This is a genomic window from Ruegeria sp. HU-ET01832, from assembly GCF_040371315.1.
GTDB lineage: Bacteria > Pseudomonadota > Alphaproteobacteria > Rhodobacterales > Rhodobacteraceae > Ruegeria > Ruegeria lacuscaerulensis_A.
Genome location: NZ_BAABWL010000003.1, coordinates 11,722 through 29,690, shown reverse-complemented (window position 1 = coordinate 29,690; position 17,969 = coordinate 11,722). Strand labels below are relative to the sequence as shown.

The window sequence follows — 17,969 nt, the reverse complement described above, 5'->3', positions numbered from 1 at the left end:
CTATTGCGCGAGGGTGGTCAGGATACGGCTGTCCAGTGACAAAATCTGCGTTTCCACGTTGCGATCCTGTTCGCGCAGCGCCTCGGCGTATCCGGCGGCGGATTCCGTGGTGGGGCGCAGTGTGTCGAACAGTTGATTGTCGGTATGCAGCACGATTACCTTGCTTTTGCCCAAGGTGCTGTCATCAACCTGAAAGGCAATGCCGCCGTTTTCCTGACTTTCGGGGATGGAATACGCCACACGAACCGACAATGGCCCACTTTCTCCATCCCGCAGCGCGGCAATCCCGTTTTCTTGACGTGTCACGTTTGGCAGTAAGTGGAACACGTTACCAGACACATCGAGAACCGAGACAGACAGGAACCCGTCTTGCACATCCTGCGGTAAGTCCACGTCAATCACCGGGTTCTGTCCTACGACAAAATCTCCGGTTGGGTTCGGGGCGTCGTTTTGTTCACCGTTGAAAAACGCGATAGAGATGTCGCTGGCCGGAGCACTGGGTAGGTAGTTCTCGATCAGGCATAATGTCGGGTTCAACACGTTCACACCGTCCAGATCAATCGGCCGCTCACCGACCAGTGCGGTCAAAGCGGTATTCAGCCCAACCAAACTGTCCTGAGACGCCAGAGTGCCACTGACCTGAACAGGGGTCTCAGGGCCGTACCCGGCGGTGGGGGCGTTTTCCAGTTTCAGTGCGCCGCAATCGGCTAGACCGGCAAGGATCGGGCGGATATCGGCAGCGGGCAGGAACAGTGGCTCAAGCTCTAGTTCGACTGAGCCCTGCAACCCGGCGGGCAGTCCTGCTGAATAAAGCTGTTCCAGCTTGTCATGCAGCGCCTGATCCGTGGTTTGTCCGGTCAATTGAGCATCGTTTCCGTTCACGACCAGCCGCCATTCATCCAGCTCCATCACTGTTTCGATGACGTCACTGACCGCAGCGCCCCAGCTTTCCGAGATTTCCCCAGACGCCAACGTCAGATCAACCGTCCCACCCTGATCGGTGATCTCGCGTGTCATCGTGTCCCGTGTGTCTTCCGAAGGAACAAAACCGACGGCGCGTGGCGGCAGGCCCTCGCGCTTGTCCGCCACCAACGTATAGGGTGCGGCTACGGGATATTGGGGCCCAGTAAAGCTGTCGAATGCGCCGCTGAAATAGGCACCTGCGCCACCGCCGACAATGACCAGCGCGCCAAGGGCGGCAACCAGCCCGGTGCGCGATTTCTCGGGCGTTTCGACCGGAGGTGCAGCGGGTGCTGCGACGGCCTGGGTAGGCTGCGCAGGGGCCGCAGGTTTGCTTTTGGGTACGATTATGGTTGCGTCGTCATCGGTTTCGGCAGGGGGGGATTCCGCCTGTCCCGACCGGGCCGAGGACAAAGCCCTCAATACGTCGCTGGTCGACTGATACCGGTCATCGGGGTCCGGCGCTGTCATCTTGTCCAGCACGGTTTTCAGAGGCTCGGGCACATCTGTAGTATCCAGCGGTTGTTTTTTACTTTCCACAACCTCCAGCAAGTTACGCCCGGAATTGGCCTTTTCGCCCCGGAAGTTCGCCAGCAGCAGCGCGCCCAGGGAATAGATGTCGGTACGCTGGTCAGTCTTTCCCGACAGCTGCTCGGGTGCGGCATAGGCGTATTTGCCAGCGAACTCTCCGCCCACGATGGTTTCTGCGCCGGGGTTGGTATCCTTGGCGATGCCAAAGTCGATGATTACTGCCTGCGCAGGATCACCGTCACGCAGGATGATGTTGTCGGGGCTCAGGTCACGGTGGACGATGTTGCGCGCATGCGCGGCCTCGAGCCCCTCGCAGACGCGCTTGCAGATGGTCAGAATATCGTCTGCCGACATGGGACCATCAGCCAGTTTCCGGTCCAACCCCGGCCCGTCGACATAGTCCATCACCAGATAGACATGTCCGTCGGCAGTACGGTTGTTTTCGGAATAGCGCACCACCGCATCATGGCGGATGTCGCGGATTTCTTCCTCACGGGTCAACAGAACGAGGTAATCGTCGTTGCTGGAAAATTCGGCCTTCAGAACCTTAAGCGCGGCCAGACGCCCCGATATCTCGGAGCGCGCACGATAAACGTCAGAGGTACCACCCCGCCCAAGGATTGCCTCGATCCGATATGTATTGTTCACCAGATCGCCCGGCTGAAACAGGTCGCCTGCGCGGGATTCAGTCATGCTGCCCTCGAAATTGTGTTTTATGAGGAGACTAAATCAGCCGAGCGCCTGAAATTCAACGCGGCGGTTTTCGTCAGCACGCGGATCGTCTTTGTTCAGAGGTTCGGCTTCACCTACGCCCAGTACTTCCAGTCGCCCTTCGGCGATACCGCAATCGCTGACCAGAAAGCGTTTGACTTCTTTCGCGCGCAGCAGAGACAGATTTTGATTGTAGTCCGCAGATCCTGCGCTGTCAGTGTGGCCGATGATCTGAAAGACGTTAACGTCGACGTTTTTCATCGCTTGGCACAAGGAGGACAGCTTGGGTTTTTGATCATCGCGCAAGGCGGCCGAGGCGAAGTCGAACCGAACCTGTATATTAACCTGATCTTCCGAGGCCACCGGTTGATATTCGGCCGGGGCGGCAGCAACTGTGGTTTCCACAGCTTCGTCGGTTGCTTCAGTCGCGGATGTTGAAGGTACGATCACCAAGCCGCGCGTTTTTTGCTTGTTGAATGCATCGGTGATTTCGTCGGCTGTTAGTTCATTGGATTGGGCCAAAGCGAATTGTGTCGTGCAAACGAGGGCCACGGCCGAAGCCCCAAAAAATTTAAGTCGAGAAAAAGTAATCATTACCGGAGTCCTTCCCTGTTTGGGACAAAGAGTACCCGTGCCTCAGGTGTGCGACAATGAAGAAAGTCACATTTGTGATTAAGAAATAAAGCCGAGCACGTGACATCTTGCGCGGCGACTTTTAGATTTGGGCGCAATTGAATTGAGATACAGGTAAACACATCAGATGCGCATAGTTCCGGCAGTAATTCTTGGGGTTTCGATTATGTTGGCCCCTGTTATCTGGTATGTTTTCCCACTGATCGTTCCAATGGAAAGTGATTTTGAGGGGCCGGCAATCGATTCAGGCGCGCGGATCGAAATCGAAATGCTGAGCCAGCAAGTTGAAGATATGCGCAACGAGATTGAGAGGCTGTCGCTGGAGATATCGCGATCCCAAAGCGACGGTTCGGCCGTGTTGCAAGGCGCAGACGGGGCGGACGACTATGGATATGACAGCACCAGCCCAAACGAGATCATTGATGCTTACGCTCAGGTTGTCCTTATCGCCAACCGCAACGACGTTAATCAAGAACTCAAACTGGCGAGTTCGTCGTTTCTGAAAGAGAAATTCGGGCTGCCGCGCGAAGACTTAACAGACAATTGTCAGTCCATGACCAACCCGCGGTTAGAAGAAAACCTTGTATTAGAAGAAGTCGGCCCGGTACGGGTACGCATGTTGAAACCGGCAATAGACTCTCTGCGCGTTGTTTTCGAAAACATCCGTCGCACGGACCCCGACCTCTTTGCACGTATCAATACAGCCGGGTCCTTGTGTGTGCGGCGGATTCGTGGCGCGACCTCATCCGCATCGGCCCATGCCTATGGCCTGGCTGTTGACTTGAATATCGACGGAGTGTTGGACACGCTAGGCGATGGTAAAACCCAGCTGGGCCTGACTATTCTGGCCGACTTCTTCCGGCAGGAGGGCTGGGTATGGGGTGCGGCCTGGGGTCGAGAAGACTCGATGCATTTCGAGGTTAGCCGCAACAAGATCGAAGAATGGTTGGAGCAGGGACTTTTGTAAAATCGTCGAATGATACGACGCTCTGTGAACTAGGACACGGACAGTCTCGGAACCAATCGTGATATGGATGACCTCAATCCAGACGGGTATCCTGTATTGGGAAATACAATCTTGCTTTGGCCTGCGGGCTGGGCTTTGCTAGGTTCTGTTTTAAAGTTTCACTAAGGGTTACGAATGCCAAAGACTCTACCTCAGGCGATCATGCGGATTCCGCGTCTCAGCATGATATTTGCTCTTGCAACCGGTGGCAGTCTTGTCCTTTCGGACGCGGTGCTGGCCCAAAGCGCATCGAATTTGGCGCCGTCAACATTTCAGCCGCAAAATCAACGCAATACGGGCCCTGTTACTGTCGCCAGAGACCCTGGCGCGCCGGTTCCCGAAGGTGCGGACAGATTGTTTGTGACAGTCGGGCGCGTGGATATTGAAGGCGCTCTGCCGCAAATGGAGGCCGCCAACGCTGCCTTTATTGAACGACTGACGGGAAAGCGTGTTGCTGCCTCTGAAATTTTTGCGGCCACAAATCGCCTTGAAAGCGCATATAGCAATGCCGGTTTTGTTCTGAGTCGGGTCGTTCTGCCGCAGCAAACTTTGCGGGATGGAGGAACGTTACGGATCGTTGTAGTCGACGGGTTCGTCGAGCGTATTGACGCAACAAAAGTTCCGGAAGAGGTCCGGGACCGCGTGGTCAAGATTACCCAGCCGTTAATCGGCAAGCGTGGCATCAAACTGCAGCAGATCGAGCGCGCCTTGCTGCTTGCAGGTGATACGTTCGGAGTTCGCTTGGCGTCGACCTTGTCGGCAGGTGACAGCAATGGCGGCACCGTTCTGACCTTGGATGGAGAGTTCAAGGAATTTACCGGCTCATATGGGTTCGACAATACGCTGTCGGACGATCTTGGTCCGTTGAATCTGAGCCTTGGACTTGAGTTCAATGGCCTGCTGGATCTGGGTGAGACATTCTATTTTAACCTGGGTGGGTCTCCGACGCGATTTTTCTCGGGTGACCCTGAGTATCGGATTTTGGCTGCAGGTGCGGTATTCCCGATCGGGTATGATGGCTTTACGATTAACGCCGAGGTGACCTCTAGCGAAGCGCGCCCCGACACGGATTTTTTACCTAACGAAAGCGAGTTCGAACGGTTTTCGCTGCGGCTCTATTATCCGTGGATTAGATCCAGGAAGGTTAATCTTTCATCGCAACTGATCCTGGATCGTATCAGCGATACGCAGAACCTGTTGGTCGGTCCCTTTGAGATTCCGGTCTTTGACGACGATATCAGCGTGCTGCGCGCCACTTTGGATGGCACACGCGCCTATGATAATGGTGGCTTCCTGCGCGGGAGTGTTGTGCTTTCAAGGGGTTTGGACATCCTCGGCGCGCGAACCTCGGTCGGCCCCGGAGAAACTCCATTCTCGCGCCAGGGCGCTGAACCGGAATTTACGAAACTCGTTCTGTCTGGCCAGTATCAGCGTCCTCTGAATGCCAACTGGTCGTTGGCTTTGAACGGCCGAATTCAAACCAGCTTCGGGGACGCTCTGGTGACGTCCGAGCAATTCAGTATCGCAAGCACCAGCGAATTGTCGACCTTTGATGCGGGTTCGTTGCGTGGCGATGACGGATGGGTCGTGCGGTCCGAAGTGGGTCGATCGCAGCGGGTCGAAGTGGCTGGGTTGCCGCTGATCCTGAAGCCTTATGTGTTTGGTGCTTACGGCGAATTGGGAATAGAACAACCTACAGTTTTTGAGCAAAGCACGACTACGGCCTACGCCTATGGGATCGGTGCTGATTTGATTGCAATTGAAGACTCGACCTACAAGTCGGGATCGTTACGAGTTGAATATGGGAGGGGTGAACGCGATGACCTGGGGGCAGACGAAAACCGCTTCACTATTGTTGCAAGTCGCAGATTTTAGGGCTCGCGCCACAGTGATCCGCGGCGCAATTTTGACAGCCACGGCAACGCTATGGGGCACGACAGCTCTGGCACAAACGCTGCCCAATGGCGGAACCGTGGCGGCGGGAACTGTTACGATTGCGCAACCCAGCGGCAACCAGCTGGACATTACGCAGGGGTCGGGCGCGGCCGTAGTGAATTGGAACGGGTTTTCGATCGGTTCTGGCTCGACAGTTAATTTCTTCCAGCCCGGGCAAGAAAGCGTGATTTTGAACCGAGTGACAGGGGATGCGACCAGCGCAATTCTCGGCCAGTTGAATGCCAATGGTCAGGTGTTTCTGGTTAACCCTAACGGTATCTTTATTGGCCCCAACGGCGCAGTCAATGCGGGTGGCTTCGTGGCCTCGACTCTGGATGTAACGGATGAAGATTTCCTTAACGGGCGCTATCGCTTTGCCGGAAATGGTAGTTCAGCCGCAGTGGAAAACGCGGGAACAATCTCGATTGTTCCGGGCGGGTATGCAGCGCTAATTGGTGGGCAAGTTTCCAATTCGGGCTTGATCCGTGTGCCTCTTGGCAAGGTGGGGCTTGGTGCGGGTGAACAAGTAACACTGGATATTTCTGGCGATGGCTTTTTGCAGGTCGCTGTTCCTTCGGATAGCGATGACGCCATGATGGAGGCGTTGATTACCAATTCAGGGCGGATCGAAGCCAATGGCGGTTCTGTTCACCTCAAAGCGGCCAGTGCTCGGAATGCGGCGCGACAGGTAATCAACATGTCTGGCGTGATCGAGGCCCAATCGGTTGGCGGAGTATCCGGAGCTGTCGTTTTGGGTGGCAGCGGCGGCGGCGTTCGGGTCAGTGGCACGATCGATACGTCGGCTCAGGAAACACTTGTCGAAACGTCGCTTCGGCCAAAGGTGCGTACTCAGAACGGTGGGTCTATTACCATAACTGGTGAGGCGATCACGCTGGCAGGGGCCACGCTGACATCCGACGGGGCGGGTGGCGGAGATGGTGGAGCCATTCTGGTCGGCGGCGATTTTCAGGGTGGTGGCACGCTGCCTACGGCGCAGACAACCTTCGTAGATGCGAGCACCAGTATCTCAGCCGACGGCGGAGACGAAGGCAATGGCGGTCGCGTTATTATCTGGTCCGATGACCTGACCGAGTTCCACGGCCAGATATCGGCCCGTGGCGGGGATACTGCGGGCGATGGCGGCTTTGTCGAGGTCTCGGGGCAGATCGATCTGGTGTATCGCGGTTTTACCGACCTGCGCGCTCCGAATGGGGAAACCGGAGATCTGTTGATCGATCCGGTGAACATAACGATTCCGGGCACGTTTACCGAAGCGGGTCTGGAAGCCCAGCTTGAATCTGCGGATGTGTTTCTGACTACGTCTGTGACCGGCACAGATGACGGCAATATCACGATCAACGCTGATATCGACTGGATGGCGGCAAATACGTTGTTCCTGATCGCGGATAACATGATCACGATCAACGGTGCGATCAACGCTGTCAACGGTGGGTTGTTGCTGAATGCAATGGGGGCGGTCGACGGAGTAGGCCGGATCACCACCGGCCCCGGCGGTAGCATAAGTGTGGCCACGTTCAACTTGGTTGCAGGATTCTGGGATCAGGTTTCGGCCACGCTGCCCAGCTTTTTCGCGGGCGATTTCATCGTCTCGCCAAACGCCACATTCCTGCGCGCCACGGGCGGCAACGGGTCGGGCGCGAACCCGTTCCAGTTAACCGATATCTATGGTTTGCAGGGTCTCAACGGCTCTAGCCAATCCTTTGCGCTGGTCAACGACATCGATGCCTCGCCCACGTCCAGCTGGTCATTTGGTTTTGTCCCTGCAGATTTTTCAGGAACGCTTGAAGGTAACAGGTTTTCTATCAACAACCTGTTCATAGACAACGACTTCACCTTCGGCGGCCTTTTCGGCACTCTGGACGGTACAGTGCGTAACCTGAGTATCAGGAATGCGGATATTACCGCTCAAGGTGGTGGCATACTTGCCGGTGAAAACCTTGGGACAATCTCGGGCGTTAGTGTGTCGGGCAGCTTCACCGGCAGTGACGACGTGACCGGCGGGCTGGTTGGCATTAACGATGGCGGTACAATCAGTGACAGTTTCTCGACTGCCAGTGTCACGGTTGATCCGATCGAGGCTGATTTCGTTTTGGTCGGTGGCTTGGTTGGAGAGAATTCTGGGGTCATTCAGCGTTCGTTCAGTAGTGGTTCGGTGACCGGACTTGGCTTTGGCGAGTTTATCATGGGCGGATTGGTCGGCGAGAACTTCGGTTCGATCGTTGACTCGTATTCTAACTCGGACGTCCGGGGTGTAAGCCAGTTTTCCAGCCCGATGGATACCGTAGCCGTCGGTGGCTTGGTCGGAATAAACGACGGTGGTTCGGTCACACGCAGCTATTCGAACGGCAGTGTGGATTTCTCCGGCAGCGACACTCCGATGTTAGGCGGATTGATCGGCAGTAATTCCGGGACCGTCACCGCATCTTTCTGGGACACGCAGAGTTCCGGGCAGAATACCAGCGCCGGTGGCACGGGACTGTCCACGTTCCAACTGAACGACACAGTGACGTTCTTCAACCTTGCTTCGGCACAAGGCTGGGACTTTGAAAACACCTGGGCTCCGGGATCGGGTGGGACAGGCCCGGCAAATTACACGACCTCGCCGGTAGTGTTTGCTATTCCAGACGATATCGCGGTTGTTGAGGGCGAACAGCCGCCCAATGCGACGACGGGCACGATTTTTGGTGGGCCTTCCGTTTACCTGTTTGGTCCCCCATCTGATTCTTTGGATACGTCCACAGTATTTGAGGGGTTGAACTTCATCGAAAACGACGATGGCACCACGACATTTACGCTGTCGACCTCGTTTTTGCTCAGCTCAGCCGAAATAGGATATCAAATTGTGTCTTTGCCCGGTTCGGTTGTGACAGTAGTGGAGCCGATACCCGTTCCGCCCACACCCGAGGTAGAAGTTACTCCGACCGTTGATACCACTATAACCGGAGGCGGCGGAGGTGGTGGCACTGCTGTGACAACAGTCGCCGAGGCTGAAGCAACACTTGGGACTGTTGAAAACGTATCCGAGGAATTCGGAGGCGAGATCGCATCCTGCGCCAGCAGCGGTGAGAATGTCAGTGAATACCTGGCCTGTCTTGCCGAAGCGATGGATGACTACGCGTCCGAACTTGACGGTATCGTGAAGGGTTTGCCACCGGGGCTCGAATCCGTCGGTGACATCATTCGCGGCGCCAGCGCGGGTATCCGCGAGGCGGGTGACGAAGCCAATCGTCGCCTGTCGCTGGCCACTACCGCCGAAGAGCGCAACGCGATCCGCCGCGAGGCGGTACAGCAGGCGCGGCGGCAAATCCGTCAGGCCCAGCGTGAGATCCGCAAGGCCATCACATTGATTAGAGCAACCGATCCCGAGCTTGCCATCGTTCAGAACCAACAGGTAGAAACGATTGTGGCAGCGGTCGGTCAGGCGGATATCGGACTGACCCGCGCCATCGGCCTTTGATACGTCGGAGAGTAGACCATTGGCTCTGAAACGGTGCTTCGCAGCGCTTTTCCTGATGCTGTTCAGTGCGACCATCGCTCTGGCGGACAAACGGGTTGCGCTGATTATCGGCAATTCCGACTACGTGTCTGTCAGCCCGCTGGACAACCCGATCAACGATGCCTCTGATCTCGCCATCGCTTTGGAGGGGTTGGGGTTCGAGGTGTTTCTGGGCACCGACCTGACACGGGACGAGATGCTGTCGCTGGCGGAATCCTATGGCACGACTGCTGCGGATTCCGACGTATCGCTGCTGTTTTATGCCGGGCACGGGTTTCAGGTGAACGGGCGCAACTATTTGGTTCCTGTCGATGCGCAGATCACCAAGCCCGAAGACATCCCCGAGCAGACAGTCCAGATGGAGGAATTCGTCAACCGGATGGAACGCTCGGACGGTATCCGTCTGGTGTTTCTGGATGCCTGTCGCGACAACCCGTTCGAAGGAACGGGTCTTGAGGTTGGTGGCGAGGGGTTGGCACGGGTTGGCAGCGCGGCGGATTTCATGTTTGCCTATGCGACTCAGCCGGACAACGTGGCCTATGACGGCACCGGCCGGAACAGCTTTTTCACCGAGGCGCTGCTGAGCCATATCTATACGCCGGGTCAGGACATTTCGGACCTGATGATCTCGGTGCGCAAAGACGTGCTGGCCTCGACCGGGGGACGGCAGATTCCGTGGGACAACTCATCCCTGACGCGGCAGTTCCGGTTCGACAACAGCCCCGTGACTGCGTCCGAGGAGACGCTGCTGTGGCAGGTGGCAGCGAACGCGCAGGATGCGTCCCTGATGCAGCTTTATATGGACCGCTACCCGCAGGGTGCGCATGTGAATGAGGTCGTGGCCTTTCTGGATCGGGCCGGGCAGGGGCAGACACTGACCCGCGCGGTGGCGGTCGAGGACAAAGACGAACAGGCTGAGCGTCTTTGGAAGCTGGCACAGCGCAGCCGGATGCGCCCGTTGCTGGAGTTCTACCTTGAGCAATATCCCGACGGTGCCCATGCGGCACAGGCGCAGCGTCTGATCGCATCCATCCCGCGCCCCGAGGACAGCACGCCCGGCGGTATCTGCGAACGTCTGGCAACGCATCCACGCGACCGCACGGCCAGCATCCCCGGCGTGCCCTTTAGCCGTCTTCAGGAAAATGCCCTGACGGCCATTCAGGCGTGCAGCGCTGCAGCGGCGCAAACGCCTGATTTGACGCACTACGTGGCACTGTTGGCGCGAGCGACGATTGCCGCCGGTGACGTGGATCGGGCGGTAACGCTTTACAAGCAAGCGGCCGAAGCCGGGGACCTGCGGGCCATGGTCTCGCTGGCACAGCTGCATGAGGGCGGCACAGGCGTGTCGCAGGATCAAGCCAAAGCGCTATCTTTGTATGAACAAGCCGCCCAAGGGGGCAGCTTTGATGCGATGATCAATATTGCCGTAACTCTGTTTGAAGGTCAGATCGTCCCCAAGGACGAAGCGCGCGCAATCGCGCTGTTGCAACAGGCAGCAAATGGGGGGTCAGCCAAGGCGACTTTCAATCTGGGCGTTCTGGCGCAGGATGGAATTACAGGCTCGCCCGATCAGGCACTTGGCTATTTCCAGCGCGCCGCACGTGAAGGCGAATATCAGGGCTATTTGGCAGCGGCGATCCTGCTGGACGAAGGGCGCGGCGTGCCCCGCGATCCGCTTGAGGCCGCGCGCATGTTGCTGCGTGGCGCGGCTGAGGATGACGGGGCGATCGTGAACCAACTGTCGCTGGCCTCGGACCAGTGGACGCGCGAGACGGTGATTGAAGTGCAAAAGCTGCTGCAAAAGGCCGGGTACTACAACAGCACCATCGACGGTGTGCCGGGGCCGAATTTCATCTCGGCCCTGCAACAATGGCGCAGCGGCGGGTTCGATCCGATCATCCTGGCGGCGAACTGACGCCTCTAGTTCACCGGCACAAATTCGATCCGGCGGTTGCGGCGTTTGCCCTCTGCCGTGTCGTTCGAGGTCACGGGGCGGCTTTCGCCATAGCCCACGGTTACAAGACGTTCCGGCGCAATCCCCTGATCGACCAGATAGGCGTTCACCGCCTGCGCCCGCCGTTCGCTGAGCACCCGGTTGGCCGCATCTGATCCATCACTATCCGTATGCCCACCGATCTCGATCGTCAGGTCCGGGCAGCGGTTCACGATGTCATGCAGGTTGGTTAGCAGCGGGATCGAGGCGTCGGACAAGCGCGCGCTGCCCGAGTTGAAATAGATATTGCCGGTGCGGGACAGGATCTCCATCCGGCCTTCGCAAGCCTCGCGGTCCAGATTGCCTTTGGTCTCAAGCGCCGCAGCGCCGGGGGTGGTCGAGGCCGCGACCAGTTGCGGCGGCGTGCCCGCCTGCGCGCGGTCGAACACGAAGCCAAAGCTGACAAAACCGAAGGGCAGGATATCAACGCCCGCGGCCTCTTGAAGCTTGCCGCGGCCTTCTTCCAAGTTGAAATCGGGCAGGGCGATGGCAATCGGTGTGGTGTTGGCCACGGCCACGCGGTCGTTGTCGACCAGAGTGATCGCAACCTGCGCAACGCCGTCCTTGGTCACACCGTGTAGCGACAGAGAATAGGGAAGGTCGATGATCTTATGCCGCGCCTGATGCAGGTCGACCAATTTTTCGGGGGGAAGCTGGGCGGTGATGATGGCTTCGGGGTACTTGAAGGTTTCAAAGAACAAAAACCGCATCCGCACGTTGCGCAGGTCGATCTTGGTGTCCACGCTGTCCATCTGCACCCGTATCTCGGCGGCACCATCGGGGCCGATCACGCCCGACAGGCTGGCGAAACCGCTGTTCTCTGCGACCGAGCTTTTCTTGACGGATAGAAATTGTAATTCCGAGGCGCCTGCATCCAACGTCCAGCCATGTTCAAACGGATCCGCGCTTTGGGCCCATGCTGCGTTAGACAGCAAAATGACGGTTATGGCACAAATGCTTCGCATCAAGTTTGAGCCTGGCATGTGTGAACCTCTTCCTATGCTTGCTGGTCAATTCGGGATATGTCAGGCGATGGCCACAATAAAGTCAAATGACATATTTAAATATAATCAGGCTTACGTGATGCCATGGCGTCACGGGCGTGATAAAGGACCCGAAACAAAGGACCCGACGTGCTTCGCATTTTTTACTTTCTGATTGCGATGATTTCGATCTCGTGGGCCGCGCCGGCGATGGCCGAGCCGCGGATCGCATTGGTTATTGGCAATTCGGCTTATGCGTCGGTGTCGCCATTGGACAATCCGGTCAATGACGCCACGCTGATCTCGCGGAAACTTAAGGGCCTTGGGTTCGACGTTCGCAATTTGACTGACAGCACGCAGATCGAGATGAAGCGCGCCATTGCCCAGTTTGGCCGCGATCTGCGGCAGGGTGGCGAGGATGCGGTTGGGTTGTTCTACTATGCGGGCCACGGGGTGCAGTCCTTTGGGTCGAACTATTTGCTACCTGTCGATATCTCGCTGAGCGACCCCGCTGATCTTGATTTAATGGCGGTCGAGGCGCGTTCGGTCCTGCACCAGATGGCCTCGGCGCATAACAAGACCAATATCGTCATTCTGGATGCCTGCCGGAACAACCCGTTCGAAAATCTGGCCGATATGGATGACAACGGCCTGGCCGAGATGAAAGCCCCCACAGGTACATTTCTAGCCTACGCCACGGATCCCGGCGGCGTCGCACTGGATGGTGAGAAGGGCAACAGCCCGTTTACGTTGAGCTTGGCCGAACACATTGAAACGCCGGGAATGGCTATCGAGCACTTGTTCAAGAAAGTCCGCGTGGATGTTTTGGATCAGACCCGAGGGTTGCAAACGCCTTGGGATACCTCGTCCCTGACACAGGATTTTGCCTTCTCATCGCAGGTTCAGACGCCCACCGTCCAGACCCGAAGCGAAGAGGAGCTTTGGCAGGAGGCAACGACTTCGCGTGATCCGGTTCAGATCATGCTGTTTATGCGCGCCTTTCCAGACAGCGCTTATGCTACCGAAGCAAGCGATCTTTTGCAGACCGTTCTAGCCGAATCCTTTGGAACCGCGCCGCAACCCAAAGTGCCGGAGCAAACGGTGATCGAAGCAAATGAAACCGAACGCCTGATGTACGAACTGGCGTTGGCTGATGACACAGTCCACGCATATGAGGTCTATCTGCAAAGTTTCCCTGAAGGGGTGTTCTCGGGCAAAGCAGCCGAACGTTTGGCTGCCTTGAAATACGGTGAGGAAACCGTGACCCGTAAGACCGAGGCGGATGGTGATTTGTCAGAAACAGGACCACAGGGCAACACCCCGATGACGCTCGATTCTGTATTGGATTTCGGCAACGACCATGTACGCGGGCAAACGATTAACCAACTGGTAGCAGGCGCGCCACTGTTCCCTCCGATCGAAGGTTTGCCGGATGAGTTGTGGAAAGACCAGTCCTGTTCGAATTGCCACCAGTGGACGCCCGAGGACCTGTGCAATCAGGCCCAGACCTATGTCAACCGCCCCGAGGCCGGGAATGTCGCCAAGCAACACCCCTTTGGCGGCGGTTTGAAAGTCAACCTGCGCCGTTGGGCATTGGGCGGATGTCAGGGCTAAACGTTTAGCCCGACAGTTTTGCTAAATCGGCGCTGAGTGCGCGCGCGTCCGAGATGCTTTTTTGCAGGGCCGTCAGTCTGGCTTCCGGCGTAGCACCTCCAGGCGTGTCGTTCAAAATACGGTCGATGCGAGCCGCCGTTGCTGCGTCGCCTCCGCTGGTCGCGTCACGTTGTTGTAGAATTTTGAGCTTGAGCTTGGCCAGTTCAGATTCCGACGATCGAATTTGCGCAGCAAGCGCATCATTTCGTGCCTGCGCCGTGGCCACATCCCCTTCGGCTGCGGTGATACGATCGTCGTAGGCACCGGTAGTAATTCCAGAAACACCGGCGAAGAACCCACCGTCTGCAGGATCAGTCGTGGTTTGGCACGCAGTAAGAAACAGGCAGGCTAGGGCGGCAAAGCGGATCATTCGTGCACCCTTCACAACGACGATGCCAGATCACTGGCGATCCCGCGCATCTGAGTGATCTGGTTCGACAAAGCCGTAAGATCCGCATCTATTGGTGAAGTTGTCTGTCCGCGGGCAATTGTAAGAGAGCGGGCCTCGGTGAATTCGGCCTGTCGTTTGGCGGCACCGTCAATGGCCAGTTCCATCTGGGTCAAGTTTCCGTTGGCTTCGGCCAGTTCTCTTTCGATCTGCGATGGGTCGGCCGTGCCTGCGGCGATGCTTGCGTTCAGTGCATCCAGTTCGGCTTTCTGTGCAGCCAGAACCTGGTTCATAACGGTTAGTGTCGTCTGCATTTCAGTTGTGTTGCGATCCAGGTCTTTCTTGATCTGTCGCAAACGCGCCTCGCGCCCTGCATAGCTGCGCTGGACGAAGGCGACGTAAGTCCCTGCTAAAGCCCCGGCGCCAAAACCGATCGAGATGCCTGTGCCCACATCATCACTGCCACCCAGACCAAAGCCGATCCCTCCGCCTACCGCGCTACCGGCGACTGCGCCCTGCAGGATCGTTTTTTGCATGGCTGCGGCCTGTTTGACCAAATCGGCCTCGGCTTGTGTCATGCCCGAGGGGGTGGTTGCTGGAGCCGACGTCTGAGTGCTGTCGCCACAGGCCGCCAGGACTAAGGTCGCAACAACAAGGCTTGCACCTATTCGGGAGGGATAAGATCGGCCAGCCATTGGTAACTTCCTTTTCTGCTATCATCTGCTTGCGATACATGCCGTAGGAACAAGCCCGCGTCCTGCGTCAGTTGCGCATTGGCAAAATCGAGATCACGTGACCCTGATGCAGCATTGACAATCGAAGCATCAATGTCGGGTGGAAAAAAAGTAACAGCGCGGGCCAGTACCTCATCATAATAACTGCGGCTCTGGTCCAGACGGCGCAGGATAATCCCGCGTGACCGGTAGATGTCGTAGATATCACTGCGTGCCTGTTGCAAAACCGGCAATGCGTCTGCATTTGAACGGGCGATGTCTTCTATTTGCTTCAAAGCATCTTCGGCAATGGTCAGCGTGCGCTCGACGCTGCGAAGGGCTATAATGTCGGTGCGCAGCCTTTGCATCGTTGTTACCGCCAGATACACCGAAACCTGAGCCGCGTCTTCAAATAGCCGGTCCGGCGTGGCTGTTTCCGCAGCTGGCAAACCCCTCCTATACCTGTCCAGTGCAGGGCCAAGGTCAGGTGACTGCGGTTCCTTGAGATGCCCCAATGCCATCAAGGCGGTCGCAAGCTTCTGAGGATCGGCCTGTGTGAATGTGGCACTGACCGGTGTCAGCGGAGTCGCCGCCGGCGTTTCAAGGGATGCCAGCTGTTCACGGGCAAATGAGGCAAACAACCCATCGGGATAGGTTTTCAGGTAAGTCTCGAATTCCCGGCTGTCCGAACTGGAGGAGATACGTCTCCAATGTTCCAGATCGGCAGTGATTTCGTCTTTGGGCGAACTTTTGGGCAGGCCGGGTGCAAAGCTGTGTTCGTCCAGCACAGATTCCTCGACCCAAGGGATCTGGCGCCCACCGGTTTCCAAAACCACTTGCTGGCGGACACGACCCAACATCAGTCGAACGTCCAGGTCCGGTGTCGCAATATGGTCTAGTAGCCCATTGGTGAAAACGCTGTTCTTACCTTGCCCGTCATACGCCACGTTTCCTGGGTCTGTCGCGTAGGCTATCAACAAACCCGCTCCGCCACGCATTCTGACAAGGCCATGTTCGACGAGGCCCTTGTCGGAAAACGGATTGTTACGGCATGCATCCAAAAGCAGGACGCCGACATCGGGCCCGGCCTTGGTCATAACGTCTCGCACTCGGTCCAAGGTGATCGAACTGCGTTTCAGTGCCTGCAGGCTATTTCCGTTGAAATCGGTGCCGATCAGGTAATTTGCCCCGCCGATCTGTACCCCATGCCCGGCATAGAAGAACACGGCCATCTTAGCGCCTTTTGAGATAGCACCAAACTTGTCTACCGCCTCTTGCATGGTTCGTGCGTTTTGGTTTGTGGCCTGAATGACTGTGAAACCAAGCTCTTGCAACGTGTTGCCCAAAGCTTCGACATCGTTGCCGGGATTGCGCAGTGACATTTCCTGCGTGGCATAGTCCGAATTGCCAATCAATAATGCGACGCGATCGGCTGCGTAGGATTGTGCCGCACTCAAAGCCAAACACAGTAGAATGATGGGTATTCCGATGGTCATGCGGGTCTGGCACATGATTTCACGATAGCCCAACAGATGAACAGATAACAATCTGATTTGGGACGCTCAGTCGCCGGGGTTCGGTTAGGCGTTTTTGTTCGGGCAGTGTTTGTTGAGAGCAGCCGAGAGGGTTCGCTGAAAGCCGTGCGTCAATAATATGCGCGCGTCCTGTTGCATCATTTTATTGGCCGGCATTTAGGGCTGTAGCGGCAGATTTGCAAAACATAGACTATGTCGACTTGTACAGACATTGATCCTGCAGAAAAGTTACGTTCTCCAATAGTAGTGTTGGGAACCACTATCCAGTCCTTAGTCGGTTTCTGGAGCGAGGGCATCGTAGATTTTCTGACCTTCTTCGGATTGAAAAAAACCTTTGCGACCCAAAAGCCAATATCCACTGGAGGAGGTAGCCTCGTACTGGGAAAGTTGAACAAGACTGCCGGCGTTCAGGTGGCCTTGTAAAACGCCGTGCCATCCCAGTGCGATCCCTGATCCTGCCAGCGCCAGATGTAGCGCCATACCATGATCGTTTACGATGATCCGGTTGTCCAAGAAGTTCCAGTTCTCGGAACTGGCTCCAAGCCAGGATTGCCAGTCCAACCAGCGGTGCTCGGTGTCTTCCAGCTCGATGAAGGGAACGCCTCCGGTTTCAACCCGGTCCTTCAATTTAAGAATCTGCCGGGCGACGCTGGGCGACGCGACCGGGAAAACACGTTCCCGGATCAACAGGCGGGCCTCGAACCCGGGCCAGTATCCGTCCCCGAATGCAATCCAGCAATTTGCCTCTTCTCGAAACAAGTCAGCATCCGTTACTAGCGTTACGACTTTGGTGCGCACGTTTAGGTGTTTGGACAGTGCCGGTAGGCGGGGTGATACCCAATGCGCGGCGACACCGGCATATGTCGCGATCGTCCAGACCTGCTTTTGATCGGCACGTCGAATCCGGGCCGATGTCTCGCGGATTCCATCAAAAGCTCGTGAAACCGAGTGAAACAAATCATGCGCTGGCGGCGTGGGCTCAAGCTTGCTGTTTTTTCGCAGGAAAAGACGAGTCCCCAAGTCTTCTTCTAACTGTTTGATTTGATAACTTATTGCTGGCTGTTGGACGTTCAGGGCATCGGCGGCCCTAGTAAAGTTACCCAGAATGTAGACTTCTTCGAAGGCGCGCAGGCCTTTGAGTGTCGGTGTACGTCGTGACATTGAAAAATTCGATACCCCTTAAAAATTTTTCCATATTTTACAGAATCCGCATTCTAATTAAACAACGCGGACCAGAAATTAGTCAGACAGAAAAAGACACAATGCGCCAGAAGTGATCCGGGTTGGTTTCCAAAAAGTTAACTACGTCTTCTCGTGGCGTGTGGTGGCTTGACGGGTTCCTGTTTCGGCGCTGACAGTGCCATTGAGCTTTCTTCCTGAACGTTCTGAGCCGCCAACAGTTGGTGGCAAA

12 protein-coding genes are annotated in these 17,969 nt (G+C 56.6%); 5 read left to right on the top strand and 7 right to left on the bottom strand.

The genetic code is table 11. The features are described from left to right. Both ABWV79_RS10145 and ABWV79_RS10140 read right to left on the bottom strand, forming a co-directional pair. Nucleotides 1-2,184 (bottom strand): serine/threonine protein kinase, encoded by a 2,184-nt coding sequence (locus ABWV79_RS10145; RefSeq protein ID WP_353391751.1) that lies wholly within the window; start codon nt 2,182-2,184, stop codon nt 1-3. A 36-nt stretch (nt 2,185-2,220) separates the two neighbouring features. Then, entirely contained in the window at nt 2,221-2,796 is a 576-nt protein-coding gene (locus ABWV79_RS10140) for an OmpA family protein (protein ID WP_209197444.1), read from the bottom strand. Nucleotides 2,797-3,001: 205 nt separating this feature from the next. Here ABWV79_RS10140 and ABWV79_RS10135 point away from each other — a divergent pair, with 205 nt between their 5' ends. The 4 genes from ABWV79_RS10135 to ABWV79_RS10120 all read left to right on the top strand — a co-directional run bounded on the left by ABWV79_RS10135 (nt 3,002) and on the right by ABWV79_RS10120 (nt 11,208). Next, the gene (locus ABWV79_RS10135) at nt 3,002-3,802 is read left to right on the top strand and encodes a M15 family metallopeptidase (protein WP_353391750.1); all 801 of its coding nucleotides are present in this window, start codon (nt 3,002-3,004) and stop codon (nt 3,800-3,802) included. A gap of 174 nt (nt 3,803-3,976) precedes the next feature. Further along, a complete protein-coding gene (locus ABWV79_RS10130; protein WP_170356395.1) occupies nt 3,977-5,716 on the top strand; it encodes a ShlB/FhaC/HecB family hemolysin secretion/activation protein in 1,740 nt (579 codons plus the stop codon). Further along, nucleotides 5,643-9,254: a two-partner secretion domain-containing protein gene (locus ABWV79_RS10125; protein ID WP_353391749.1), complete on the top strand. Its 3,612-nt coding sequence runs from the start codon at nt 5,643-5,645 to the stop codon at nt 9,252-9,254. The genes ABWV79_RS10130 and ABWV79_RS10125 overlap by 74 nt, the downstream gene beginning before the upstream one ends. A 19-nt stretch (nt 9,255-9,273) precedes the next feature. Then, nucleotides 9,274-11,208: a caspase family protein gene (locus tag ABWV79_RS10120; RefSeq protein ID WP_353391747.1), complete on the top strand. Its 1,935-nt coding sequence runs from the start codon at nt 9,274-9,276 to the stop codon at nt 11,206-11,208. A 5-nt stretch (nt 11,209-11,213) separates the two neighbouring features. Here ABWV79_RS10120 and ABWV79_RS10115 read toward each other — a convergent pair whose 3' ends face one another. Beyond that, nucleotides 11,214-12,269 (bottom strand): OmpA family protein, encoded by a 1,056-nt coding sequence (locus ABWV79_RS10115; RefSeq protein ID WP_353391745.1) that lies wholly within the window; start codon nt 12,267-12,269, stop codon nt 11,214-11,216. Between the two features lie 150 nt (nt 12,270-12,419). On the opposite strand from ABWV79_RS10115, the gene ABWV79_RS10110 reads away from it, so the two are divergent. Next, nucleotides 12,420-13,883, top strand: coding sequence for a caspase family protein (locus tag ABWV79_RS10110; RefSeq protein ID WP_353391744.1), 1,464 nt, complete (start codon nt 12,420-12,422; stop codon nt 13,881-13,883). A gap of 4 nt (nt 13,884-13,887) precedes the next feature. Here ABWV79_RS10110 and ABWV79_RS10105 read toward each other — a convergent pair whose 3' ends face one another. The 4 genes from ABWV79_RS10105 to ABWV79_RS10090 form a co-directional block, all read right to left on the bottom strand. Further along, a complete protein-coding gene (locus ABWV79_RS10105) occupies nt 13,888-14,292 on the bottom strand; it encodes a hypothetical protein (protein ID WP_353391743.1) in 405 nt (134 codons plus the stop codon). Nucleotides 14,293-14,303: 11 nt separating this feature from the next. Continuing rightward, nucleotides 14,304-15,005 carry a hypothetical protein gene (locus tag ABWV79_RS10100; protein ID WP_353391742.1) on the bottom strand — a complete coding sequence of 234 codons (702 nt, stop codon included), beginning with the start codon at nt 15,003-15,005 and terminating at the stop codon, nt 14,304-14,306. Then, nucleotides 14,975-16,534 carry a caspase family protein gene (locus ABWV79_RS10095; protein ID WP_353391741.1) on the bottom strand — a complete coding sequence of 520 codons (1,560 nt, stop codon included), beginning with the start codon at nt 16,532-16,534 and terminating at the stop codon, nt 14,975-14,977. Before ABWV79_RS10095 ends, ABWV79_RS10100 begins: the two co-directional genes overlap by 31 nt. A gap of 294 nt (nt 16,535-16,828) precedes the next feature. After that, complete coding sequence (locus ABWV79_RS10090; protein WP_353391740.1) at nt 16,829-17,719, bottom strand: LysR family transcriptional regulator; 891 nt, start codon at nt 17,717-17,719, stop codon at nt 16,829-16,831. Between the last annotated feature and the right edge of the window lie 250 nt (nt 17,720-17,969).